General features: G+C 66.9%; 23 protein-coding genes. 15 read left to right on the top strand and 8 right to left on the bottom strand.

Annotated features, from left to right (window positions below; translation table 11 throughout):
- Positions 1-34: 34 nt before the first annotated feature.
- Both AB0I51_RS05630 and AB0I51_RS05635 read left to right on the top strand, forming a co-directional pair.
- Positions 35-400, top strand: coding sequence for a hypothetical protein (locus AB0I51_RS05630; RefSeq protein ID WP_362971733.1), 366 nt, complete (start codon positions 35-37; stop codon positions 398-400).
- 35 nt (positions 401-435) lie between these two features.
- A complete protein-coding gene (locus AB0I51_RS05635) occupies positions 436-954 on the top strand; it encodes a hypothetical protein (RefSeq protein ID WP_362971735.1) in 519 nt (172 codons plus the stop codon).
- A gap of 79 nt (positions 955-1,033) precedes the next feature.
- Here AB0I51_RS05635 and AB0I51_RS05640 read toward each other — a convergent pair whose 3' ends face one another.
- The 4 genes from AB0I51_RS05640 to AB0I51_RS05655 form a co-directional block, all read right to left on the bottom strand.
- Positions 1,034-1,450 (bottom strand): hypothetical protein, encoded by a 417-nt coding sequence (locus AB0I51_RS05640; protein WP_362971737.1) that lies wholly within the window; start codon positions 1,448-1,450, stop codon positions 1,034-1,036.
- A 97-nt stretch (positions 1,451-1,547) separates the two neighbouring features.
- A complete protein-coding gene (locus tag AB0I51_RS05645; protein ID WP_362971739.1) occupies positions 1,548-2,282 on the bottom strand; it encodes a hypothetical protein in 735 nt (244 codons plus the stop codon).
- A gap of 301 nt (positions 2,283-2,583) precedes the next feature.
- Positions 2,584-2,826: a DUF397 domain-containing protein gene (locus tag AB0I51_RS05650; RefSeq protein ID WP_362971741.1), complete on the bottom strand. Its 243-nt coding sequence runs from the start codon at positions 2,824-2,826 to the stop codon at positions 2,584-2,586.
- Complete coding sequence (locus tag AB0I51_RS05655) at positions 2,826-3,704, bottom strand: helix-turn-helix transcriptional regulator (protein WP_318017877.1); 879 nt, start codon at positions 3,702-3,704, stop codon at positions 2,826-2,828. The genes AB0I51_RS05650 and AB0I51_RS05655 overlap by 1 nt, the downstream gene beginning before the upstream one ends.
- A gap of 232 nt (positions 3,705-3,936) precedes the next feature.
- Here AB0I51_RS05655 and AB0I51_RS05660 point away from each other — a divergent pair, with 232 nt between their 5' ends.
- From AB0I51_RS05660 to AB0I51_RS05680, 5 genes are all read left to right on the top strand, one after another.
- Positions 3,937-4,506, top strand: coding sequence for an ATP-binding protein (locus tag AB0I51_RS05660; RefSeq protein WP_362971743.1), 570 nt, complete (start codon positions 3,937-3,939; stop codon positions 4,504-4,506).
- Positions 4,503-4,715, top strand: a complete 213-nt coding sequence (locus AB0I51_RS05665; RefSeq protein WP_362971745.1) for a hypothetical protein — start codon at positions 4,503-4,505, stop codon at positions 4,713-4,715. The genes AB0I51_RS05660 and AB0I51_RS05665 overlap by 4 nt, the downstream gene beginning before the upstream one ends.
- Before the next feature lie 134 nt (positions 4,716-4,849).
- Positions 4,850-5,743 (top strand): TauD/TfdA family dioxygenase, encoded by an 894-nt coding sequence (locus tag AB0I51_RS05670; protein ID WP_362971747.1) that lies wholly within the window; start codon positions 4,850-4,852, stop codon positions 5,741-5,743.
- A complete protein-coding gene (locus tag AB0I51_RS05675; RefSeq protein ID WP_362971749.1) occupies positions 5,740-7,908 on the top strand; it encodes a radical SAM protein in 2,169 nt (722 codons plus the stop codon). Before AB0I51_RS05670 ends, AB0I51_RS05675 begins: the two co-directional genes overlap by 4 nt.
- Positions 7,905-9,098, top strand: a complete 1,194-nt coding sequence (locus AB0I51_RS05680; protein ID WP_362971751.1) for a UDP-N-acetylglucosamine--N-acetylmuramyl-(pentapeptide) pyrophosphoryl-undecaprenol N-acetylglucosamine transferase — start codon at positions 7,905-7,907, stop codon at positions 9,096-9,098. The genes AB0I51_RS05675 and AB0I51_RS05680 overlap by 4 nt, the downstream gene beginning before the upstream one ends.
- 34 nt (positions 9,099-9,132) lie before the next feature.
- Here the strand turns inward: AB0I51_RS05680 and AB0I51_RS05685 are convergent, their stop codons facing one another.
- From AB0I51_RS05685 to AB0I51_RS05695, 3 genes are read right to left on the bottom strand one after another with little or no spacing between them, the layout of a single operon-like run.
- Entirely contained in the window at positions 9,133-9,735 is a 603-nt protein-coding gene (locus AB0I51_RS05685) for a hypothetical protein (RefSeq protein ID WP_362971753.1), read from the bottom strand.
- The gene (locus tag AB0I51_RS05690; protein ID WP_362971755.1) at positions 9,732-11,672 is read right to left on the bottom strand and encodes an alpha/beta hydrolase; all 1,941 of its coding nucleotides are present in this window, start codon (positions 11,670-11,672) and stop codon (positions 9,732-9,734) included. The genes AB0I51_RS05685 and AB0I51_RS05690 overlap by 4 nt, the downstream gene beginning before the upstream one ends.
- Positions 11,669-12,130, bottom strand: coding sequence for an amino acid ABC transporter permease (locus AB0I51_RS05695; protein ID WP_362971757.1), 462 nt, complete (start codon positions 12,128-12,130; stop codon positions 11,669-11,671). The genes AB0I51_RS05690 and AB0I51_RS05695 overlap by 4 nt, the downstream gene beginning before the upstream one ends.
- Positions 12,131-12,624: 494 nt before the next feature.
- On the opposite strand from AB0I51_RS05695, the gene AB0I51_RS05700 reads away from it, so the two are divergent.
- Positions 12,625-13,185 (top strand): hypothetical protein, encoded by a 561-nt coding sequence (locus AB0I51_RS05700; RefSeq protein WP_362971759.1) that lies wholly within the window; start codon positions 12,625-12,627, stop codon positions 13,183-13,185.
- 557 nt (positions 13,186-13,742) lie between these two features.
- Here the strand turns inward: AB0I51_RS05700 and AB0I51_RS05705 are convergent.
- Positions 13,743-14,084 carry a hypothetical protein gene (locus tag AB0I51_RS05705; RefSeq protein ID WP_362971761.1) on the bottom strand — a complete coding sequence of 114 codons (342 nt, stop codon included), beginning with the start codon at positions 14,082-14,084 and terminating at the stop codon, positions 13,743-13,745.
- An 843-nt stretch (positions 14,085-14,927) separates the two neighbouring features.
- On the opposite strand from AB0I51_RS05705, the gene mycP reads away from it, so the two are divergent.
- From mycP to AB0I51_RS05740, 7 genes are all read left to right on the top strand, one after another.
- A complete protein-coding gene (mycP, locus tag AB0I51_RS05710; RefSeq protein ID WP_362971763.1) occupies positions 14,928-16,247 on the top strand; it encodes a type VII secretion-associated serine protease mycosin in 1,320 nt (439 codons plus the stop codon).
- A 151-nt stretch (positions 16,248-16,398) separates the two neighbouring features.
- Positions 16,399-17,175, top strand: coding sequence for a class I SAM-dependent methyltransferase (locus AB0I51_RS05715; RefSeq protein ID WP_362971765.1), 777 nt, complete (start codon positions 16,399-16,401; stop codon positions 17,173-17,175).
- Positions 17,176-17,180: 5 nt separating this feature from the next.
- Positions 17,181-19,826 (top strand): SUMF1/EgtB/PvdO family nonheme iron enzyme, encoded by a 2,646-nt coding sequence (locus AB0I51_RS05720; protein ID WP_362971904.1) that lies wholly within the window; start codon positions 17,181-17,183, stop codon positions 19,824-19,826.
- Positions 19,823-20,089: a hypothetical protein gene (locus AB0I51_RS05725; protein ID WP_362971767.1), complete on the top strand. Its 267-nt coding sequence runs from the start codon at positions 19,823-19,825 to the stop codon at positions 20,087-20,089. Before AB0I51_RS05720 ends, AB0I51_RS05725 begins: the two co-directional genes overlap by 4 nt.
- A 20-nt stretch (positions 20,090-20,109) precedes the next feature.
- A complete protein-coding gene (locus AB0I51_RS05730; RefSeq protein WP_362971769.1) occupies positions 20,110-21,399 on the top strand; it encodes a hypothetical protein in 1,290 nt (429 codons plus the stop codon).
- 209 nt (positions 21,400-21,608) lie between these two features.
- A complete protein-coding gene (locus tag AB0I51_RS05735) occupies positions 21,609-22,148 on the top strand; it encodes a DUF4365 domain-containing protein (protein ID WP_362971771.1) in 540 nt (179 codons plus the stop codon).
- Positions 22,145-23,323, top strand: a complete 1,179-nt coding sequence (locus AB0I51_RS05740; RefSeq protein WP_362971773.1) for a hypothetical protein — start codon at positions 22,145-22,147, stop codon at positions 23,321-23,323. Before AB0I51_RS05735 ends, AB0I51_RS05740 begins: the two co-directional genes overlap by 4 nt.
- The last annotated feature ends 94 nt before the right edge of the window (positions 23,324-23,417 follow it).

The raw sequence follows: 23,417 nt of genomic DNA on the forward strand, positions 1-23,417 counted from the left end.
CCATACCGCGACCTTCATCCGCCACGATGCCCCCATGAACGAACACGGATTCCCGGAGAGCACCGAGCAGTTCGCGCTCTGCCTGTCCGAGCTCCAAAGCAGCCTTGATCCCGAGTCGTACGAACTGCTCCTGCGCATCCTCAAGGGCACGAACGACGCACTGGTCCACCGCAACGCCGATGTCGACATCGACCTCTCGCCACGTGAGCAGGAGCTGTTCACGCCCGAGTTCGGGCAGCAGCTGCACCAACTCCTCAACCTCCTGGGCCCATTCGGCGCTCACACCTTCGTCGACTTCGGCACCCTCACGGACACGGAATCCGCCCGGAGCGAGGCCGAACGGGAACATCTCCGCAGCGAGGTCGAGGGGATCGCCAAAGCCAGCGGACTCGAGCCATAACCACGCCGTCGGAACCGACCTACCGGAGACGCCATATGCCGAGACAGAGAGACGAGCAGGCCAAGGCCGAGGTGGTCCCCTACGAGGTGGCCATGCACCGCGCCGCGGAGATCTGGCTCCAGGCGGCGCTGGTCCGTGAGTGGCTGCCCTCCGGCTACGCGGCTCGGCGGGCTTTCACTCCAGGTGGACCGTCCCTCGAAGAGCTGGAGGCGAAGATCCTCGCCACCCGCGGTGAGAGGAACGTCCTGAGCGCGAAGTACATGTACAAGCGAGGGCTGCCCAAGCCGAAGGTGTCGGGACGGACGGCCGTCCTCCTGGACATTGACCGTGCCGCCGCGCTGATCCTCTGGGAGCGCGAGCAGGCCCATTCGAAAACGGAAAGCCGCCAACGCAGCGCCTCGGGCGACCGATGGCCGGAAACCGGCTACATGACGCCGCGCGAAATCGCACGTGAAGGCTGGCAGCCAGGGCTCGGAGTGGAATCCGTGGACGCCCTGGAGGAGATGATCTGGGCAGAGGTCCGAACCAGGCTCCTGGACCGTCAGCGGCCGTGAGTTGAGGTGCTGATAAGAACCGTCGCAGTACCACGAGCGGAAGTTCGCTGCGGTTGGTGCAGTTCCCCGCCTCGGCAGCTCATCCGCCGGTGACGAGTGTGACGTCACCGACCACCATGGCCTTGGGTAGATCGGGGAACTCGTCGGACCCCAGCGCGCGCGTGAGGGCGTGCTCGATCTGCAGCGCGGCCACGTCGGGCATGTCGTCCCATGCGCCGAGATCGGTGACGTGCGCGAACACCTGGCCGGTCGGCAGCCACCGGAAGGTCACGACGATCAGTGGTCCTGCCATGCCGATGTCCAGGACCTCCACCTGTCCCCACGGGGACGGCGGCAGATGCGGCGGCGCATCGCTGCCGAGCGGCGCGTAGGCATGCCATCCGGGTCCGCCCGGCGGAGTTTCGGGCGACGGCTCACGCTCTCGTGCCTCCCTCGCCAGTTCGGGCAGAACGCGGGACAGGTCCTCGACGACGGAGCGCATCAGGGAAGCATCCATGGTCGTCCTTCTCGTTGAGCCCGGGACCCCGGCCAAGGCAGGTGCCACCCTACGCTCGGCCGGGATCCCAGAGCTCTGTGTCGCGGTCAGGGTTGCGTCAGAGACTGGTGTTGACCCACTCGGGGCACTTGTTCTCTTCCTGATATGAGGCGTTCCTGCAGAAGGCCGTCACGACGCCCATTTCGCGGTTGTCCGGCGACCCGGTGCCCTTCGTGCGCTGTTCGTACACCTCGACGAACTGTTTGACGCCTTGAGGGCTCTTGAAGTACATGCCGTACAGGTACCGGCCGTTCTTCTGCTTGAGGCCGTGCGAGTTGTTGTAGATCACGACGAGCATGGGGTCCTCGTACAGGTTGTGATCCACGAAGGCGTGGGTGTAGCCGAAGCCCTGGGGGTTCGCCTTCCCGACCCGGATCCATACGGGGTGACCCTTGTCCGCGTTGTCCTTCATGATGTCCATGCAGGACCAGGCCCGGTGGGCGCCGTTGTAGGTCGTCCCCGACGGACACGAGCTCGACGGCTCCGGCGGCACGGAATCGGGCGTCACCGTGTCTGCGGCGGTGGTGTCCGTGTCGTCGGCGGTGGTGGTTGTGTCGACTGCCGCGAGATCGGCCGCATCCGTGTCCGACATACCCGCCGCGCTCGCGGCTGCGATGGCGTCGGCATCCGCCCCCGTGGCGTCGGCGTACGAGTGCCACGCCCCTTCGGGCGCTGTGGTGGTGTCGGTGGTGTCGGCCTGTGGTGTGTCCTCGGCCGAGGCCGTGGCCCCTCCGGCAAGCAGACTGGCCCCGAGGACCAGTGCCGCGAGCGTATATCTGGCTTTCGATCTCACAGTTCCCCCAATGAGTCGAACATGACAAATGGTCGGGAGTCACGTTATGCAGCCCTCGTCACAGAAGACACACAGTTGAGCGGAAGCGGGGGCGGAGTTTGCTCTTCCGTGGATCTTGCGCGGCGAGCTGGAGCGCTGGTCCACTCTTTGCCGCTGCCGGAGTACGACCCAGGGGCGAATGGAGCCGTACCAACAAGTGGCCCTTCCCAGCTCAGCTCAAGGCCGGCCGAGAAGGGCCACCGCTGCTCCCGGCAGGCGCTGCCGCCACCAGCCGTAATCAGACCAGGACCAGGCTCGTCGTCTACCGCGCGTACCGCCCGTGCCGGATTTCCCGAACGAACGCCGAGAACGAGTCCGGAGCGAAGAGAAGCGCCGCCCCGTCCGGGTACTTGCTGTCGCGGACAGCAACGCCGGCGCACGCCGTGTCCGCCAGGTCAGCTATCTCGATGCAGTTGTTGCCGGCGCCGTCGGAGTACGACGACTTGAACCAGCGCGCGCCGGCGCTGGTGAACTCGGGGGCCATGTGGGTACGGGTGTGGGTCATCAGGTGCTCTCTCGCGTGAGTTGTTGCAGGAACGCCGGCGTTTCCTCCGGCGGCAGCGCGGATGCCGTGAGGGCGTTGAACTTGCGGGTGAACCGTCCGACCTCGCGTGGCTTGTCGGAGACGGACGTGGCGCTCCACGCGTTGTCCACCTGCACCGAGGTCGGCATCCCGTCGTCCAGGTGCAGGACCGTGAAGTCATGCACGGACAGATATCCGCGCAGCGTCTGGGGCAGCACCTGAACGCTCACGTTGGGCAGGGACGCCACCCTCGCGATCTCCTCGTACTGCTCCCGCATCACGTCCGGATCGCCGACGACGTACCGCAGCGCGGGCTCGTACAGCACGGCCCTCAACCGCAGCGGCTCTTCGTCCCTGGTGAGCGCTTCCTTGCGCCGGAGGCGGACCCGGACGTTCTTCTCGATGAACTCGCTCGTGGTCTCCTCGATCGGCTTCGCGAGCTCGTACAGCGCACGTGCGTACGCCTCCGTCTGCAGCAGGCCGAGAACGAGTGCCGGATGGAAGGCCCACGTCTCCCGCGCCGCGGTCTCGATGCCGACGAAACGAGGCATGCCGGACGGCATCGTGGACCTGAAGGGCGTCCACCAGTCCTGGCTCGCGCCGTCGCGCTGGATCCCCAGGAGTTGGTCGACGTCGCGGTCGTCGGTCACGTCGTACAGCTCCAGCAGCGCGCGCAGATCACCAGCGCTGCGCAGGTCCTGAAGCCCCTTCTCGACGCGGTGCAGCTTCGTGACGTACAGCCCGTTCACGACGCCACTTCCGACGACTTCCTCAAGCGTCATCCCAGCCCGTTCGCGCAACTGCCGCAACTCGTAACCGAGTTCGATACGCCGCACGGTGGGTCGGGGTTTGGCCGCCATGTGTTCGCCTTTCCATCGCATGCGTTCGCCGAAGCCGCGATGCGCGCAGTCTGACACGCGATACGCGCGCTGCAACAGACCATGCGCTTGCGGTGTCATGTGCCATTTTCGTTCGCGGTGAAATTTCTTTAGCTGTTTCGTTGCGAAGCAACTTTCCCACGGGGCACGGTGGTTGGGCCACAGAGCGCGCCCTGCGCTCCTGATCCCCCTTGACCTGCGGAAGGGCTGGGCGATGGTGCCTGCAGTTCCGACAACGGCTTTGCCCGCTCCCCCGAGTCCCGCAGGAGCCAGGGCCGCGTCCACGGCTCCGGCACTCGCGTGGCATCCATCGCCCGTCGACGTCGCCTTCGTGCGGGATGTGTCGCGGGTCGAGCACGCCCGGCGTATCGGGAGCGCGTGGCTGCGGAACGTGTGCCGCATGCGCGTGGCGCGGGTCGATTCGGCGGAAGTGGTGATCTCGGAGCTGATCACCAACGCGGTCGTCTACGGGCGCGGCAACTCGGTCGGCCTCCGGATGCGGCACGTCGGCGGGCAGGTGCGGCTTGAGGTCAACGACTACTCGCCCTCCGCAGTGCCCGGACCGGTGCACGTCGGGTGGGAGATGGAGAGTGGGCGGGGCCTGTGGCTGGTCGACACGCTCATCGACGAGCTCGGCGGGAGATGGGGGTTCACCGTCGACGGGGCGGTCGCCTGGTGCATCTTCCCGATCGCGCCGATCGCACCCTCGGCCTCGTACGAAAGCGGCGGGCCTGGTCCGGAAAGCCGGGGGCACGACCTCGGATCGAAGAGCAGGCGCCGATGAGGGCGACGCCCGGAGCCACGATCCGCCGGCAGGTCCGACCGCGCCGGACGGGCACGGCACTTGTGGGCTGGGGGCTTCGCCATCCGCTCCGGCTCCTACGGCGCTACGGCTTCGGCTGCTTCCAGTTCGCGTTGCTGGTCGTACCCGTGCTGCTGATCATCTGGTTCGTCGTCGACCTCGGCGATCTTGCCGCGCTGCTCCTCCCATAGGCGAGCGAGAGCGGAGCGACCGGTTCGCCACATCTCGGAGAGCGTCCGCACCTCCGGATCTCGGCACACCGCTCACCCACCACACCCAACTCAGGGAGTTCCTCATGCCTTTACCGTCAGTGCCGTCGTATCGCGTGCCACTGCCGAAGGACTTCACCGCCGAACTGGCCGAGTGCGCCACGTCCCTGCCGGACTGGCAGCTCTCCGAAGGGCTGTTGTCCGCGGAGTCCAGCACCGCCTGTCGGCGGATGCTGTCGGAGCTGTCGCACACCGCCGAGTTCGTCGCCACGTGCGACCGGCTGCTCAACTCACTTGAGAGTGAAGGCTTCGCTGTGCTGGAACTGGCCGGGCTTCTCGACACCGCCGGCACCGTGGAGACCGGGCTGCAGGCCGTCACGGCGCTGGTCTCCCTGATCGCCACCCCTCTCCGAGCTTTCGACCGGTGGCCGTTGTGGAAACCGCTGGGCACCAACCTGACCATCGACCCGATGCGGGCGACCGGGGTCGGCTACAACCCGATGCACCTGGACATCGTGAACTCCACCCGCCCGCCCGACTACAGCGCGCTGCTATGTGTACGCCCCGACCCCAAGGGTGAAGGGCACAGCCTCGTCTCGCAGATCCGCCGAGCCGTGGAACGACTCGGCTACGACGACGCCGAGCTGTTGGCGCATCCCCGCTATGAGGATGGGGCCTTCGACGACCTGACCGGCGTAGGCGAGGAGTGGAAGCCGTTCCCCGTCATCGACGGGTTGCCGCCGCTGGAGGGCTTCGTCCGGTTCACGGCGAAGATGCTCGCCGAGGCCGACCCCGACGACCCATACATGCAGGCGGCCCGCGCCCTGGAGCGCGAGCTGATCACCGGGCAGCACAGGTTCCTGCTCGGCCAGGGCGACATGCTCATCGTCAACCAGCACCTGAGCTGCCACGGCCGCGAGGCGCTCGGCGCCGGCCAGGAGGACGTGCCAGAGGACGAACGCCGCCTGCTCCTGCAGATCTTCCTGCGCCGCGAGGAGGTCACGCCATGACCGCCTCCTCCGTGCCACTTCCCACCCCGACCGTCCGCCCGGCGTCCCGCCCCCGGATCACGCTGAAGACGTGGCTGGCCGACCTGACGTACACCCAGCAGACGATCTCCGCGGAGACGATGCCGCAGGCGATCGGGGGCCTGGCCACCTACGCGGCCACGAAGCTGGACCTCGCCCACCCGATCCGTCTCTTCAAGTACCCCGAGGCGTTGGCGGCCGCGCTGGATGCGGACGGCCCGCCCGACGTGATCGGGTTCTCGCACTACATCTGGAACAGCCACCTCTCACTCGCCTTCGCCGAGCTGATCAAGAAGCGTTTCCCCGAGACGATCGTCGTCTTCGGCGGCCCGCACTACCCGCTCCGCCTCCCCGACCAAACCGACTTCTGGCACGAACGGCTGGCGGGAAAGGCCGACTTCTACGTCGACGGGGAGGGAGAGCCAGCCTTCGCCGAACTCCTGCACACCCTCAACGAGTTCGCCTGCACCGACGTGCGCGGCTACGTCCCCGGAGTGCACAGCCTCGCAAACGACGGAACACTCCACGCCCCACCACCACGCCTGCGGATCCACGACCTGTCCTCCGTCCCCTCTCCGTATCTGTCCGGCCGCATGGACGAGTTCTTCGACGGCAAGCTCGTTCCCACCGTCCAGACGAACCGCGGCTGCCCCTTCAAGTGCACCTTCTGCCAGGAGGGCACCCAGTACTTCCAACGAGTCGCCAAGAAGCACGAACAGCAGATCCGCGACGAGCTGCACTACATCGGCCGCCACATGAAGCCACTGCTCGAAGCGGGCTCGGCCCGCAACGAACTCCTCATCACCGACAGCAACTTCGGCATGTTCCCCGGGGACCACGAGACCTGCCGGGTGCTCGCCGAATGCCAGCAGCTGTACGGCTGGCCGCGCGTCGTCAACGTCACCACCGGCAAGAACCAACGCGACCGTGTCCTGTCCGCCGTCGCCCAGGTCCCCGGCACGATCAGCCTCTCCGGCGCCGTCCAGTCCCTCGACCCCGACGTCCTGCGCAGGATCGCCAGGTCGAACATCGACGCCGACAAGCTCATGGAGATCGCGCTCGCGGCGGCAGACGCCGGCGCTGGAACGTACAGCGAGGTCATCCTCGCCCTGCCCGGCGACTCGAAGGCGAAGCACCTCGGCACGCTGCGCCAGCTCGTCGACGCCGGCTTCGACCGCCTGAACATGTTCCAGCTCACCCTGCTGCCCGGCAGCGAGATGTGCACCGAGGAGTATCGACGGAAACACGGCCTGGTCACCAGGTGGCGGGTCATTCCGCGCTGCTACGGCACCTACACCGTCCTCGGCGAGGAGCTGCGCGCCGCCGAACTGGACGAGGTCTGCGTCACGGTCCCCGACATGCCGTACGAGGACTACCGGGAGTGCCGGGTGATGGACCTGCTCCTGGCCTCCCTCTACAACGGCGATGTCTTCGCCGTCCTCCTGGCCATCCTGCGCGCCCACCAGATCTCGCCCATGACCTGGCTGGAGCGTGTGCGGACGCTGCCCCACGGCTCCGCCCTGACGGCGGTCCTGAAGGAGTTCGGGGTCGAGACCGACAACCAACTGTGGGAGGAGCGGGAGAGGTTGCTGTCGTACGCCACCGAGAACATCGACCAGTACGTGGACGGCCACCTGGGCAACAACCTGCTCTACACCTACCGCACCCGGATCCTCTCCGAGGCCCTGGAGAACACCGCGGACCTCGCCGCCCGCGCCTGCCTTGCCGTGCTTCGCGACATCGGGGTCGGAGTGGGCGGCGGCACTCAGGTCGAGGCGCTCGTGCGCGAAGGTGCCGACTACCATCGCTTGACGCTCTCCGAGATCTTCCGCACCGACCCGCCCGAGGCGCTGCGCCAGACGGCGCGCTTCGACCTCGATGCGTTCCTGGCAGCTGCGCGGCGCCGGGAGAACGTCCGCGATCCGCGACGCTTCCGGTATGCGGAGGCAGGGGTGCGCGAGTTCGTGTTGACCGGCGACCAGCAGCGCACCTTGGGCACGTATCTGGGGCAGTTCGGGACCACTCCATGGGGCGTCGGACGGCTCCTCACGAAGGTCCGACTGCCTGATATCGTCCGGCAAGTCCGAATGTCCCCCGGCCCGGGCAGCGCCCCGGCGCCCGCCGGAACGGAAGCCCCCACGACGTGACCAGCGCCGACCTCGACCGCCGCCTCGCCGCCCTGGGCCGCCCCTTCCGGCTGATTGTCACGGGCGGCGGGACCGGCGGTCACACCTATCCCGCCCTCACCGCGATCCGTACGACGAGTGCTCGACTGGCCGGTCTGGGTATCGGCCTGGACGTGTTGTGGGTCGGCACGGCCACCGGGCTGGAGGCGCGCGTTGCGGAGCGCGAGGGCATTCCCTTCAAGACGGTTACGACCGGCAAGATCCGCCGCTCCAGCAACCCGCTCAAGCTGGCCTCGCCGGCCAACATCAAGGACATGGGCCGCGTCCCGCTCGGCGCTGCTCAGGCCCGCGCGATCGTCTCCGAGTTCAAGCCGGACGTCGTACTGTCTACGGGTGGCTACGTCGCCGTACCCGTCGGCTTGGCCGCCAAGTTCTGCCGCCGCCCGCTGGTCATCCATGAGCAGACCGTCCGCCTGGGCTTGGCCAATCGTGCCCTGGCCCGGGCGGCGACGCGGGTCGCGGTCTCGTCGGAGTCGACGCTGCCCCTCCTGCCGGAGTCGGTCCGTAACTCGGCGGTGGTCACGGGCAACCCGGTCCGCCCTGAGGTCCTGACGGGGCGACCGGACAAAGCGATCAGCACGCTCGGCCTGGCCGGCTTCGACCGCACCTTGCCGACGGTGTACGTCACGGGCGGCGCCCAGGGCTCCGTCCAGATCAACACCGCTGTCCGCGCGATCCTGCCCTGGCTGCTCACCCAGGCCAACGTGATCCACCAGTGCGGCGCTACGTCCATCGAGGAGTCGCGCCAGTACGCGGCCCAGTTGTCGGGCGATGCCCGGCCCCGCTACCTGGTGACTGACTTCGTCGGACCGGAACTCCCCGACGTGCTGGCCCTGGCCGACGTCGTCATCTCCCGCAGCGGCGCCGGCACGATCGCCGAACTCACGGCCCTCGGCAAGCCGGCGGTGCTGATCCCGCTGGCTACGTCGGCGGGGAACGAGCAGGAGCACAACGCGCTGCACCTGCAGCAGGCGGGTGCTGCGATCGCCCTGGTGAAGGGCGCGGTCACTCCGGAGGGCCTGCGCTCGGCGGTCAGTCCGATCCTCGCCTCACCTGAGAAGCGTCAGCACATGGCTCAGCAGGCCCGTACCGCCGGGCGTCCGGATGCGGCGGATCGTCTGACGGAGCTGCTGCTGAGTGTGGGGGTCTGACGAAGTCGCCAACGAGTCAGTCGGCACGGCAGGTTCAGCTCTTGTCGCTCGGCGTGGCAGAGGCGACCGGGGTAGTAGACGACCAGAAGTCAGAGCGAACGTTGGGGTGGGGGATGGGGTAGCTGTAGGCGGGCCCGTTGGGCGAACTTGTCGGATCGGCAACGTCGGATGGTTTGGCGCACGGGGTGGCCACCTCGAAGAAGACCTGCCTCTCCGCGCCCACGGTGAGGTCGATGCCAAAACCATCGGTTGACTGGGCATAGATCGCAGGAAATTTCTCATCCCTGTCCACCGACTTGATGTGGTATCCGCTCTTCTCCCAGGAACGTTGCACCAATCCCAGGAAGCTGCCCAACCTCTCCTGGGAGATAGTCGTCATGACGACCCGACGCCTTGAGAGGTCACAGCTACCAGTTGTCGTTGCACCGTGAGTCCAGTGAACCTCGGGCTTAATCGCGTCGAACGTGGCGTCGAGCATCGAGTCCGCGCGGTCGGCCGCTTGTTGCATCGTAATTTTCATAGCGGGCTTCTTACTCTCCCCAGACGCGGAACTTGCCGCATCCTTTGCCGCGCTGCACCCTGAAAGCAGGCATGTGGCAATAACGCCAAGTGTGAGCAGTTTCTTCAGATTCGTCATCGCCATTGTTCCATCTTAATTCGATCGGATTCCCCTGCCACGATCTTGGCAATATTGGTCGCTGACTGTAGATCTTTTTCCGGATTGAAGTAGTTCGAGTGAGCGGGCGCCGGATCGTGGAGCGATGGCATTGGACCGTCGTCCACAGCGAAGCGGCGGGCACCGAATTCCTTGCTCGCCGGGTCGGTTCCGAACCAGATCTCGTCGGGATCACTCGTACTGTCCCCGATGTCGTAGCCCGCGACTCCGCCAACGGCTGCACCCCACGCGCCACCGACGATGTCTCCGAGGAAACCGCCGCCCGACTGATGCCCTAGAACGGTTCCCGCGATAGCGCCAACGCCCGACCCTACGCCGAGCCCGCCCGCTTCCCTGTGGTTGGGAAGCATTGTCACCGGGTCATTTTCTGCCGCACCGACGAAGACGTGGTTCTTGCCGACGTTGAGGTCCGCCGCGTTGTCGGCACCGGTGCCAGGGCTACCGACGAGGATGATGTCGTCGACCCCCGGGATGCCACCTTCCCGCTGGGCCGCCTGGCCGACGGTGAGTGAGCCATAGGAGTGGCCGATGGCGGTGATGTGGGGGTCGGCATGCTCGTTCGTGGCTGAGATGCCGGCCATGAAATTGTCGTAGGAAGCCGCCCCGACCTTCGCGTCGTGCATGGACATAACGTCCGCATTGTGTATGACTTCCGATGCTGGAATCTGCGGCGCGTCATATCCCAGCCATACGATTGAGGCGGAAGAGGGGTCGTATTTCTGTGCATCGATGGCCGTGTCTTGGGCCCTCTTCAGATCGTTTCTCGCAAAGTCTGCGTCCAGGGCAGTTCCGAGGCCGGGTACATACGCCGATACGTTCTTGGCGGCATCCGGATTTCCGTAGGAAACAATCGCCCGTCCGTTGCCCTGATCTCCGATTCCGAGAAGGTACATCGGTGGTGAACCCGGGACCGGGTTCCGCAGCTGGGAATCGATCGACTTCAGCCCGTCCAGAATCGTCTTCGACTTCTCGTCGTGCTGTCCTGAGAGTTTCCCCATGAGGAGCTGGATGTTCTCCCGGTTCGCCTCGTCCCGCACCATGGCCGGGATGCCGTCCAGGTTGCCGACCACGTCCGGGTAAACCGCCAGGTACTCCTCCCGCTGTTCCTGCGTGAGGTGGACCCACCAGTCCTTGCGAGCGGCGGGGGACTTGTCGAGAGGGATGTTGTCCTTCAGGTAATCCGCTTGGGCAGCACCCACGGCCTTGACGTCGGCGGCAGCGTCGGCCCAGGTCTTCGCGTCGACCGTGAGTCCAGGGCCTGCCTTGAGTTTGCTCAGTGCCGTTTGGTAACGCTCATCGATCTCCCGGGCCTCGCGCAGAGCGTGGGCGATGCGGTCGCCGATGTCCTGTGCCTTGGCATGGTTGGGGTTGGGATTGATCAGGCCGGGTGTTCCCCCAGGGCCGGTGCCAGGTGTGTACAGCCCGTTCTCGTTTGGTGGGAACAGCCCCTTGTTGCCCGAGGTGAGCGTGCCGTCGTTGCCCACCACCGTCCCGCCAGGGATCTTCTCCCCGGTCATCGTGTTCTCGCCACCGGCGGGATACCCGATGCTCCCGTCCTGGTTCACCGTGAACGACAGGGTGGCGGCATCATCGAGTGCGTCCTTCAGCCGTCGCTGAGGGGCGGCGAGTTCGGTGGAGAGACCGTCCACAGAGGAACGGATGAGTCCACACTCGGCGTGGATGTAGTGGTAGTTGCTGCTCAGGCGGTTCAGGCGACGGATGGCTGCTTTCGCCGCCTCGCTCTCCTGCGTCTTTGCCAGGGAGCCGGACATCTCGGCATCCACGCGTTCGGCCGAGGCGTCCGCGTGGTGCGAGACTTTGGCCCAGCCGTCGGCCGCGTCATCCAGCTCCGACAATGATAGATCCCGCAGTTGCTGCCAGGTCAGCGTCGAGGTCACTGGCCCTTGTCCCCTTCCGAGACGTGCACAGCGCGCGCCTTGGCGGCCACGGTGCTGTCGGTCTCGCCCATGTCCTTGGCGACGGCGCGCAGCTTGGGATCCAGTGACTCGCACTCGTCCCGTACGGCCTCCAGCCGGTTTTCCCAGGAGGTGAGCACGGTCTTCAACGCACTGAGGCTCGCCAGGCCGGAAGCACCGCTCGACACGCCCGTGTGGCTGGACTGCAGGCTCTTCTTCGTGGACTCGGTGCTCGTCTTCAGGTCGTCCGCCGTATCGGCCGCGCGGCCCCACGGCCCGTTCGTGTGGCGGAGGCTGCCCGAGTCGTCGCCCGTCCCGGTCTTCGCCCCACTCGCCGGGGCGCTGCCACCGGAGTCAGGCACCATCTGATTGAGCTGCATATGAGTGGAGTGGCGCTCGGCCGCCGCGGCCTTCATCTGTTCCCACTCGTCCCATGCCACCGGCGATACCTCCCCCTGTGCGCCTCCACGGCGCTGCCTGAGCCTGCTGGTGCGGACGTTATCTCGTGGTCGCAACGCACTGTATCCGCGCGATCTGCCACGGCGACTGAGTACCCATACTCATGCCCACGGACGTGACCTGCTGTCACAGTGGTTACAACGGAGTGAGACCGCGACACAGCGCCCTTGGACGAACCGTCGGAGGACCGTTTCGCATCGGCCATTCACGGCATGGTCTGCACGCCTGGCGACAACTCGCTCTCGCCCTGCCGTAGCCCCACAGCAGGTGAGAGATGGCAGGGGTGGGGTGACCCGACGTGCGACGGGGTCGGCTTTCAGCCAGCCCCGCGCCGTAGTGGCAACAGGATTCCGCGAAGACACAAGATCGCGACTATCTTGCAGGAGTTGCTTCTGTTACCGACGGGGATTGCAGAGGCACTGCCAGTGAGAGGCCAAGGCGCTTACAGAGAAGCTGGCCGTACGGGGAGGACGTAGTGGCGGTCGACAGCACGGGAGATCCGCAGCCAACTGCTGCTGCCCTGGGAGGGGTTGCGGGCGCGGTCGTGGCTTCGGGCATCGGGCCTTTCTCGGGTATCGGTGCTGCCGCGGCACAGGTTCTGAGCATCGAGGGCGAGACGCTGACCACCTTCAAGAAGCGGGTGGATGACCTCCTGACTCAGCTTGAGAAGTCGAAGGCCGCCCCGCACAGGATCGCGGACGGCGCTCTCCCGGCCGGGCGTCTGGGCAACTTCGACGAGGCCGACGCGCTGCACACCTCCTACACCCGAGTGCACTCCCAGTTGGAGAAGCTGTCCAAGATGTTGGCGCTTCAGATCGAGGGGCTGGTCGTCACGGTCGACGCGTCGAAGGCCGGCTATCACGACCTCGATGACGACATCCGCTCTCGACTGAGCCGAATCAGGGTAGAAGCCGACGAACTACGCGCTGACCAGCCGGGGTCGGGAACGAAGGAACCTGTCAGCGACGCCTCGGGGGCTCGTGGCCAAGACCAGAAGGCTTCCCAGCCCTCGGATGCGGAAGCGGGCGGTCTGTGATGTCCCTGTCGATGATGGGCGACGCCACCGCATTCGTGACGGGAGAGGCGGGACAGCTCCATGTCTGATCTGGGCAGCCGGGCCTGGCAGATGGTCAAGCAGGCCCGGTTTGCGGCGCATGACCCCGAGCAGCTGTGGTCCATGGTCGAGCCCGCGGACGGAGCGACGGCCACGGAACTCGGCGATCTGCTGACCCAGGCCGCGAAGACGATCAAGGAGATCGGCACCGATCTGCGGACCCATAGCCTGGCTGTCGAGTGGGAGGGCGAGGGCGGTGAGGCGTTCCGGACGTGGATCCACCAGGCCGCGCTGGCCACCTTGGGCCTGGGCGACTACAGCGAGACCGCGGGCAAGTGGCTTGGCCACGCGGCGAGCACGCTCCACGAGGTCAAGCCCCAGTTGGAGATCCTGCGCATGCAGAGCGCCACCGCACGGTCGGTACTCGACGCACACGCGGCGAGCGCGACCGACGTCGGCAACCACGGCGGCGGCCCCACGGACACCGAGGTGACGAAGGCCAAGACCTCGTACGGCAACGACAGCGCCGAAGCGGCCGGTCAGATGATGAAGCTGGCCCAGTCGTACACCGCCTCGACGGAGCAGATCGACGCGCTGGAGGCGCCCGAGTTTCCGGAGCTGCCGAAGCAGTTCGTGCCGACCAAGGTTGATGGCGGAATCCACATTTCTGCCCCGTCCTCCGGTGGCGCGGCCGGCCAGGGGGCGACGACACAAGCTCGGGTGTCCGGGCACAAGGCCGCCGTTGCCACCAGTTCAAGCGGAACGAGCGCGGCGCCGCAGGTAGCCTCACGCCACCACACGGCGGACCTGCCGGTAGTGCCAGACGCGACGCCGGGTCGCCCGGCTGACACGACGAACACGGCGATCGACAGCGTCAGCACGCTCCCGTCCGCTCCAGCGGTTCCCCCGTCCACTTCGGGTCTCCCTTCGGGTTCAGGCGGTGTGGACGGCAGGACGTCGTCGCCGACTGGGCTACTGCCACCCGCGCTCGGGGCCGGTACGACGATTCCGCCCGGTGTTCGGGGGAGCGAGGGGCGATCCGTGTACGGAGGCCGAGGCCCTGTGCCTACGGCGTCCGGCTCTGGTACTTCGGGAAGTTCGCGCGTACCCGGGCGCGGACCAACCGGCCCCTTCAGCTCCGGGATGTCAGGTAGCCAGCGAATCCCTGGTCGTGGGCAGGCCGTTTCTGGCGCGGCCAGAGGCGCCAACGGCATCACCGGCGGCCGCCCCCTGTCGTCGACGAGCGGACGAACAGCTGGTGCGATCCCCCGCGGCACCGTTGTCGGCGGTACCGCGAGTGAGCGGCAGTCTCCAACGGGGCGCGGCACCGTGCCGGGTGGAGCCCGCACTGGCTTCACGCCGTACGGCAGCAACGGCCGTACGGCAAACCCGGAAAGTGCGTCGAAGAGCGCGCGCCTGCCTGCGCAGTCCGATGGGATCGTCGGGGGGCAGCCCAGAACATCCCGACAGCGTGGACCGGCAGGGTCTACCTCCGGAGGCGCCGGACTCGTACGGGGAACGGAGACAGACGACGCACGGCGGCAGAGCGGTGGAACAGCCGCCCGCGGTGCCTCCGCCGTCACCCGTGCCCCGTACGGTGGTGACCACTCCGCCCGCAACGATCGCTCGCGCAACCGCACGGATCAGCGGGCGGAGGGCGGGGAAGACAGACCGAGCACGCCACGCCTGCCCAGCGGGCCCGACGAACACCCACGACGAGAAGGATGACCATGCGCACCGGCAGCAAGCAGGCCACACGGCACGGCCAGATCGTGGCAGCCGTCGCCGGCATCCTGTTGGCGGGCGTCGCCGTCACGCCCGCGCATGCCGACACCGTCCGCGACCGGCAGTGGTACTTGGACGCTATGCAAGCCGAGCAAATGTGGAAGACGAGTACCGGCAAAGGCATCACGGTCGCAGTCATCGACACCGGCGTCCAGGACGACATCCCCGACCTGCGCGGCCAGGTCGTGTCGGGCAAGGACTACTCCAAGCACCCCGGGGACGAACACTCGGACTACGACGGCCACGGCACCACCATGGCCGTCCTCATCGCCGGGACCGGAGCCAAAGGTCGAACGACGGGCTCCTACGGCCTGGCCCCGGGGGCGAAGATCCTTCCGATCCGCATCCCGGACTTCATCGAGCAGAGCCGCAGCGACGGCAACCCGGACGACTACCCCACCTACATGGCCAAGGCCATCCGGTACGCGGCCGATTCGGACGCCCAGGTCATCAACATCTCGCAGGCAAGCACCGCCCATTCACGGCAGCTGAACGAGGCCGTCGCCTACGCACTGTCCAAGGGCAAGCTGATCTTCGCGGGCGTGGGCAACACGGGCAGCGCCCTCAACGAACTGGAATACCCGGCGGCCACGCCCGGTGTGGTCGGTGTCGGAGCGATTGGCAAGGACCTCAAGGCGACGAAGGAGTCGCAGCACGGTCCCCAGGTCGATCTGGTCGCACCGGGCGAGGCCATGGTCGCCGCTTGCCTCGGCGGTACGGAACTGTGCAAGACACACGGCACCAGTGATGCCACCGCCATCGCGTCCGCGTCCGCCGCCCTGATCTGGTCCAAGCACCCCACCTGGACGAACAACCAGGTCCTGCGGGTCATGCTCAACACCGCGGGCAAGCCCAAGAACGGCAAGGAGCGCACGGACTACCTCGGTTACGGCACCGTCCGCCCCCGCATCGCGTTGACGAACCCTGGCACCCCCGGCTCAGCTGGCGTGTACCCGCTGCCCGACTTCAAGCAGGCCGCGTCCAAGACGCCAGAGTCATCAGCCTCCTCTTCGTCGAAGCAGGAGAGCACAGCGCCAGACGTGTCGACGAAATCCGGTAGTGGAGGCAGCGCAACGCCCTGGATCCTCGGGGGCCTTGGCGGCGGCGTACTCATCGGCGGGGCGGCGTACGCGGCGTGGTCCGTCCGCCGGCGGCGCCGTGCTCAGGTGGCATCACGTGTGTATCCGACTGCTCAGGATCCTGCCCAAAGGGTCTGGCCGCACGGAGACAGCAACCACGTGGGGACCCCGCGAAACTGAACCGGTGGGCGCCGCGCCGGTGGGAGCACCCCCAGCAGGGATGGTGAACAGCGGCCAGCCAACGTCCAATTACAGCCTGTTGCCGATCAAGTACCCGCGATAGCCTGCCTGGTGCCCTGTTCGGCACAACCAGCGGCACGCGAGGGGGATCGTGGAGGGGCGCGACGCGCGAGGGCACTATGAGGAGTTGGCGGCCGAGTACGACGAGCACTGGGTCTACGGTCCGGACTACATTCCCTGGATGTCGGGCCGGATCACGGAGGCACTGCGGCTGGGCCCCATGGACCGGATCGCTGACATCGGCTCCGGTACGGGCCTGTTCGCGAGGGAAGTGGCCAAGCAGCTCCAGCCCCGCCATCCCATTCTGTGCGTCGATCCTTCCGAGGCGATGCTCGGTCAGCTCGGCTCGCCGCCTCCGGCCGACCTGACACCCGTCGTTGCTTCCGCCGAGGAGATCGCTGAAGGACGTACGGGACTGCCGTACGAGCAGCTCGATGCGATGTGGCTGAAGGAGTCGGTGCATCACGTGGCCGATCCGGCGCACACGCTTCGCGGCCTGGCCGAGCGGCTGGCGCCGGGAGGCCGGCTGCTGGTGGTGATGCTCCCGGCCACCATCCGGTACCCGCTGTTCGAGGCGGCTCTCGCGCGCTTCGAGGAGCTGCAGCCGGACCCGGCCGTCATCGAGGGGCACCTGCGAGCTGCCGGGCTGGAAGCCGGTCTCAGCTATGTCGAGCATGAGCTGCGCATCGACCGAGACAAGTATCTCGGCATGGTGCGCGCCCGCTACATGTCCCTGCTCTCCACCTTCAGCGACAACGAGATCGAGAAGGGCATCGAAGAGATGCGAGTCGCTCATCCGGAGCCCGTGCTGGTGTTCCCGGACCGGTTCGCGTTCGTCCTCGGCCGGCGAGATGGGGAGTCTGCGTGAGCACCATGGTCGATGAACGGCTGCGGCGCCTGCGGAGCGAACTCGATGACCACACGCGGATCGCCGATCGGCTGGGGCTTGATCTGGAACGGCCGTTACGGTCCCTCAACGACGGCTATCCCGAGAACGCGGTCGCCCTGGTCGGGAAGCTGACCGAAAAGCTGCTCAAGGAGCTGTGGCGTCACCACGAAGTCGAGGGCGACCCTTCGACGAAGGCTCTGAACGACTTGGTCAAGCGCTGCCGTCCGTACATCCGCAGCAGCACGGTTGTGGATGCGCTCGAAGACATTCGACGGCTCCGCAACCGGTCCACGCACGACGGGTACGACATATGTGACGAGGACGGGCTGCTGGCGGTGCGCCGGCTCGTGGACGTGCTGGTCTGGTTCACCGACACCGGGAGTGCGGCCCTTCTCGGCGGTGAGCCCGACGTGGTGCCCGAGGTGGCGCGCCGTTGCGAGTTCCTTGCGGGGCTGTACGTCACCCTCGGCTACCGGCAGGCGAAGCGGTTCGTCCTCAGCCCGGACACGGTCTACCAGTTGTTCTGCCGCGAGTCGGGGATGCGGCTGGAGTACGTGGAGTTGATGCTCTCCAGGGACGCCGACGACCTGAGTACGGTCCTTGCCGCCAGTGGTGGAGAGCTGTTGCGCACTCGGCTGCCCAAGCTCACCCGGTTCGTCGTCCTGGACAACGACGGCGGCGCGGGACCCGGCGCGCTCCATCACATGCTGGGGCTGGACTTCCGCATCGTGCGCTACGACGGCTTCGTCGACACCCTCGTCAATCTCGACGCCCACCTCGCCGATCTCACCTCCGCCGCCACCCCGGACGAGCCGAGGGCCGCTGTCGCCGCGGCGGCACTGACCACCGATCCTCGCACCGGCGAGTCGAAGATGGAGCAGTCCACCGACGCGGCGGGGCTCCTGACACGCCTGGCGCACGGCAGTGCGAACGTCCTGGTCACCGGTCGTCCGGGGAGCGGCAAGAGCACCCTCCTGCGCTCGCTGGCCGTCAACCCGGAGATCCGCCGCTTCCGCTTCTACTTCGACCTCGGTCTCAAGCCGAAGGACGAACCGTTCTCCGAGTACGCGGCCCGCCTCCTCGCGCCGGCCATGGCGTCGGACCGCTCGCGCGCCTACGAACTCTTCCTCTATCTCATTCGTTCCGGGACCGCTCTGTGCGTGCTCGATGCCGTGGACGAGGGCGTCGAGGAGCCAAGCCCTGCCGGTTTCCTGCGTCTGTTCACCGATCTCGCGGCCGTGCTGTCCGCCGAATCGGCGGTGGTCATGAGTTCACGCGTGTCGTTCCTCGCGGACTCGCCCCAGATCCGTCAGCTGCTGGACAGCGGCGCGGGCCGCTCCGAGCAGCTGGTCGAGCAGATGTACGCGAACGGCGTCGACCCCTCACGCGTGCCGCACTTCCACGTCGTACGCCTGGCCGAACCCGAGGAAACCCCGCTCGAGAAGCGCCTCACCACAGCGCTCAACCTCCCCGCGGGGAAGCCGCTCGCGGACATCCTCGGCGCTCACATCACGCGGACGCTGGCCGAGGGTGGGCAGCCCGACCTGGAGCAACGCCTGCCCGCCACGTTCGGACGCGCTTTCCTCACCGACCGCACCGTGTTTTCCCTCCTCGACCTACACCGGCAGCTGGGGGCCAACGCATTCCAGGACGGACGCCTCGATCTCGATGCCTGCGTGCTTGCTCCGCTGCTGCGGCCCGCCGGGCCCGATCACGTCGCCCTCGTGCACACGGCATACCAGGAACTGCTGGCTGCCAGGTTCCTCGCCGAGCCCGCGAACCGGAACCTGGCAGCGGACCTTCCCGGCGGCGGCTTCCTCACCGAGCAGGTGCGCGCCTTCCTCGCCGGCATGCCCAGCGACCAGGAGACGGACGACTGCGTGCTGCCCGCGGGGGCGTACCTGGTCGGTCCGGCCGAACGGCTCCTGCTCCGCCGCGTCGAGCGTCCCGTACGCTTCGACCGCCACGCCGTGACCGTCGCACGCTACCGCCGCTTCCTCGACGCCCTCGACGCGGACGGCACCTCGCAGTGGGACCACCCCGACCAGCCGGCCGACGTCACACACCGCCCCTGGACCGACCGGCTGCGGCGGCACGACTACTACGAGAATCCGCGCTACGAAGCCCACCCTGCCATCTGCGTCAACTGGTGGAGCGCCTACGCCTTCGCCGCCTTCGAGGGCAAGCGGCTGCCGACCTCCCTCGAATGGGAAGCCGCCGCACGCGGCACCGCCGGACGCCTCTTTCCCTGGGGCGACACACCCGACAGCACCCGCGTCAACTGCGCCGACACCTGGGTCGGCCGACCTGTCGTGACCTATCAGGCGTGGTACCGCGACTTCGCAGGGGACGCCGTCCGGCGGGCCGGCGCGACACCCGTCGACGAACGGCCGGGCAACCGCTCCCCGTTCGGCGTCCTCGACATGGTGGGCAACTGCTGGGAATGGACATCCACCAGCCTGGACGATCCCGGCGAGGCCGTCATCTGCGGCGGCAGCTACGACAACCCGATGCGGGCGGTGCAGACCAGCAGTAAGGGCATCTACCGCAAGCGCGGCGGGAGCAACGCAGTCGGCTTCCGGTGCGTGCAGGACCTCGACACCTCCGGGACACGGGAGGCAACGGCATGAGCGTCGGCGGGCCGCGTCACGGAACCATTGTCGACAGGCGACCGAGTGGCGGCGGGCTGAGCGGTGCGCTCGGCTCCTATGTCGTCCGGGACGACGAGGACGAGCGGTACTACAGCTTCGACTACCGGCAGATTGTGACCGAGGGGTTCCGCACCATCCGCACGGGCGAACGCGTCCGCTTCCACCTCAGCGCCGAAAGCCCCGACCGGGCGGAGTTCGTCATCCGCCTCAACCAGCCCGACCCAGCCGAGTTCTACCGGTGACCACCCACGGAGCTCCTCCGGTGCTCGAAAACGTCACAGGGTCACGCCAGGAACTGACCATCGTCCTGCCGGTACGGCTGCTGAGCGTCCCCCGCTGGCCGGAAGGTCCCTTCCCGTTCGAGCTGGGAAACCGCCGGACCGACGCCCAGACACGATCCACCTACTTCGCCCCCGCCTCCGCCCGCGCACTGTACGGGGCACCCGGACGGCCGCGGCGCTGGCACCTGCCGCTGGACGTCAAGCACGACGGGCTGCACCTGCTGGGCATGGAGCTTCTCCGTGCGGCCACCGCTCGCAATCCCGAACACGCCCTCGCGGTCCTGCACTTGAGCGTGGAAAGACCACTGCTGCCCATACTGCGGTCCCTGGCCGGGCGACGGCCGAACCCCGCCGACGACCTGCTCACGCCGAGCCCCGCTGACGAGCTGCTCACCGGGCCCTTCGACCCGGCCGGCCTTCTCGCAGGCATCGCTGACGTCCGTGACCCCGACACGCCGTTCGCCATGGCCCAGCCCTACACCATCGCCTTCATGACCCCCACGGCGCGCCACACTCCCGCCCTCCGAGCCGGCCTCGAAGGAGCACTGCCCGCCACCGCGGACCGCTGGCTGTGGCAACTGGCGTCACGCTCCACACCGGAGGACTTCCCCCTGCCTCCAGAGACCGCCGGAAAACAGCTCAAGGACGTCGTAAGAATCTCGGCGGACTGGAGCGCCCTGGTGCTGCGCCAAGGGGCCGCCTTCCTCGGCCACCGGCCCGACACCGGTGCGGGCGACTTCTTCGAATTCGGCGCACTGCACTCGCGAACCGTCTACCTCGACGCACTGCTCCTCGGCTCGCTCCAACGCGACCACATCGACGAACTCACCGACGAACTCTCCGAGGTGTTCAACTCCTCACGGCTGGCACGCCCCGTCGCCACACTGGAGCGCAACATCGCCGTCTTCCGCAGCACTTACTGGCGACAGCACCTCACCGCACACGGCACGGCCAACGACCTGCTGCTCGCCTTCCAGAACCAGCACCGGCTTCCAGCACGATTCGACGAAATCCTGGCCGAAGCAGCCGACTACAGCAGACTCGTACAGACCCAGGACAGCCAACAGATCAGCGGAGCCCTCGGCGTCCTCACCATCCTCGGCCTCCCACTCGGCACCGCCCTCAGCATCCTGCAAGTCCTCGACGACCACTCCACAGCACACCTGCTCATCTCGCTCGCACTGTCGATCGCCGCCACCGCCGCAGCCCTCACCACACGGTACGGGCGCCTGGTCCTGTCATCCCTGCGGGGCGGGGGTGGCAGGGCGTAATGGCCATCGCGACCGGCGGCCATCAACAGCACGTCCGTCGTACAGGACGCCTCATTGGTCTCTCTCCGTTGTGGCTTTCTGTCTGGGACATCGTTTACTACGATCACTGCAAAAGCGTGAGCACCGCTTTCCGCGGTGGAGGAGATACACGCGCAGGACCAGGTTCAACGCGGGGGATAGCGACCATGATGGGGCGGGGCTGACGCTGGATGGCATTGAACCGCGAGGTCCATCAGGGCCGCTACGGTGAGGTGTTCTTCCAGGCCGTCGTCACAGCTGCCGGGATGACCGCCCAGAAGTTACAAGAAGACGACTACATGATGGACTTCTTCGTCGGGCACCCTGGACCGCTTGGGCGACTGAAGAACCCCATGATCGGTGTACAAGTGAAGTGCACCCGGAAAGCGCGGGTAGGCCGCTCGACTGTCACCCACAGCATGAAGAGCAAGTACTACAACGAACTTGCGAAGCCTGCATCTGAGTGGGCGCTTCCCACGTTCTTGGTGGTCGTCCTGGTACCTGATGATGCCGACGCCTGGATGGACGCATCGGATGAGCGGTTGGCGCTGCATCAAGCCGCCTACTGGACGTGCCTCCATGGCGAACCGCAGCGTCACGACCTGGAGAAGGACTCACCAGTCGTTGTGTCAGTGCCGCGTGAGAACCTGCTCAGCAAAGATGCTCTAGTGCAGATGTTCGCTCTGGCGGATCGCCTGCGCACGCAGGGGCAGGGGGTGCCGGTCCAATGACGCAGAAACAACTAGCGGAGCAAGCTCTGCGGTCCTTGAGCCCTGAGCTCCTCCGACGCTACCTAGACGCACAAGGCTGGTATCTCACCGATGACCAGCAGCGCGCTGAGGTCTGGGCGACACAGTTGACGGACGGCGTCATGGATGTCCTGCTCCCCAAGGACCCGCGCCTCGCCGACTACGTACGGCAGTTGCGCTATCTGTTCGACACCTTGGCCATCGTCGAAGATCGAGAGCCATCATCGATCCTCCGAGACATCGGGCAGGCCCAGACGGATGTGCACTATGTGCGGCTCCTGCCTGAGGGACTCGCCTCGGGCACGGTTTGGCTTCCCGAAGGAAGCCGGGCTGTGGCCAGTCTGAGGGATCTGTTCGTCAGTGCCACGTACCGAGCCACCACCTGGCTAGAGAACCAGCAGCCGCGGCCAGTTGAGCCTGGCCGTAAGCCGAATCAGGTGTACGAGTTCCTCAGCCGCCGTGTCCTTCTGGGGCTGGCCCAGCCAGGCAGCTACATCCTGACTGCTGAAGTGCCGCTCAATAGTGGAGTGCCCGAGCAGCTGCCACTCGATGCCCAGGGCCGCTACGGCGGGACTCCTCTCGCCCGGCGAGTCTCCACGGCTTTCTATGAAGGTGCTGCTGCCGCGCATGCTGCAGCCGAACATGCAGTGATCAACCCGGGTGATCTTTCGGTCTTCGCTGAGCATGCCGAACGCGGTCTATCGGCGAACGTCTGTGAAGCGCTGGCTGAGCTCTCCTCCCATGGGAAGGTGCCCTTCGAGCTACGGGCCGCGTGGGCGAGCAGCCTGCCGATGGAGCAGCCTTCGGGGATCCTCCGGTTCCAACCCGACCTCATTGGGCAACTACAGCTTGGGGCGGAGTACCTTCGCGATCGCTTCGGGCGGCAGGGGGTGTCCGTGCGGGGGTTCGTAACCAAGATGGAGCGGGGAGCCACCACCGGGCCGGGTTCGGTGATTCTTTTGGGTCGGCCAGACGACCAGCCCACTAGTCGCGCTATGAGGGTCCACGTCGAGCTGGCCGCTGACGACTACGACCGAGTGGGCCGAGCTCATTTGGACGGGCAGGAAGTGCTGGTCCAGGGCGATCTGGAGCGGTTCGGTAATCGCTGGAACCTCGTCCGCGTTCAGAGCTGCACTGTCGAAGAGATCCGTGACTGAGTAGCCTCAGCGTCCGTAATTCCCGCAGCACCCTGCCATCGCCATCCAGTAGAGATTACTGTTGATCACGGTACGTACATGGCAGGGAGGCGGC

The sequence above is a fragment of the Streptomyces sp. NPDC050549 genome, from assembly GCF_040655035.1.
Lineage (GTDB): Bacteria > Actinomycetota > Actinomycetes > Streptomycetales > Streptomycetaceae > Streptomyces.

Coding starts and splice junctions, on each gene's coding strand:
- AB0I51_RS05635 (WP_362971735.1), top strand. CDS start 436: ATGCCGAGACAGAGAGACGAGCAGGCCAAGGCCGAGGTGGTCCCCTAC.
- AB0I51_RS05655 (WP_318017877.1), bottom strand. CDS start 3,704: ATGGCGGCCAAACCCCGACCCACCGTGCGGCGTATCGAACTCGGTTAC.
- AB0I51_RS05735 (WP_362971771.1), top strand. CDS start 21,609: ATGGCATTGAACCGCGAGGTCCATCAGGGCCGCTACGGTGAGGTGTTC.
- AB0I51_RS05630 (WP_362971733.1), top strand. CDS start 35: ATGAACGAACACGGATTCCCGGAGAGCACCGAGCAGTTCGCGCTCTGC.
- AB0I51_RS05660 (WP_362971743.1), top strand. CDS start 3,937: ATGGTGCCTGCAGTTCCGACAACGGCTTTGCCCGCTCCCCCGAGTCCC.
- AB0I51_RS05725 (WP_362971767.1), top strand. CDS start 19,823: ATGAGCGTCGGCGGGCCGCGTCACGGAACCATTGTCGACAGGCGACCG.
- AB0I51_RS05640 (WP_362971737.1), bottom strand. CDS start 1,450: ATGGATGCTTCCCTGATGCGCTCCGTCGTCGAGGACCTGTCCCGCGTT.
- AB0I51_RS05665 (WP_362971745.1), top strand. CDS start 4,503: ATGAGGGCGACGCCCGGAGCCACGATCCGCCGGCAGGTCCGACCGCGC.
- AB0I51_RS05685 (WP_362971753.1), bottom strand. CDS start 9,735: ATGACGAATCTGAAGAAACTGCTCACACTTGGCGTTATTGCCACATGC.
- AB0I51_RS05650 (WP_362971741.1), bottom strand. CDS start 2,826: ATGACCCACACCCGTACCCACATGGCCCCCGAGTTCACCAGCGCCGGC.
- AB0I51_RS05720 (WP_362971904.1), top strand. CDS start 17,181: ATGGTCGATGAACGGCTGCGGCGCCTGCGGAGCGAACTCGATGACCAC.
- mycP (WP_362971763.1), top strand. CDS start 14,928: ATGACCATGCGCACCGGCAGCAAGCAGGCCACACGGCACGGCCAGATC.
- AB0I51_RS05675 (WP_362971749.1), top strand. CDS start 5,740: ATGACCGCCTCCTCCGTGCCACTTCCCACCCCGACCGTCCGCCCGGCG.
- AB0I51_RS05740 (WP_362971773.1), top strand. CDS start 22,145: ATGACGCAGAAACAACTAGCGGAGCAAGCTCTGCGGTCCTTGAGCCCT.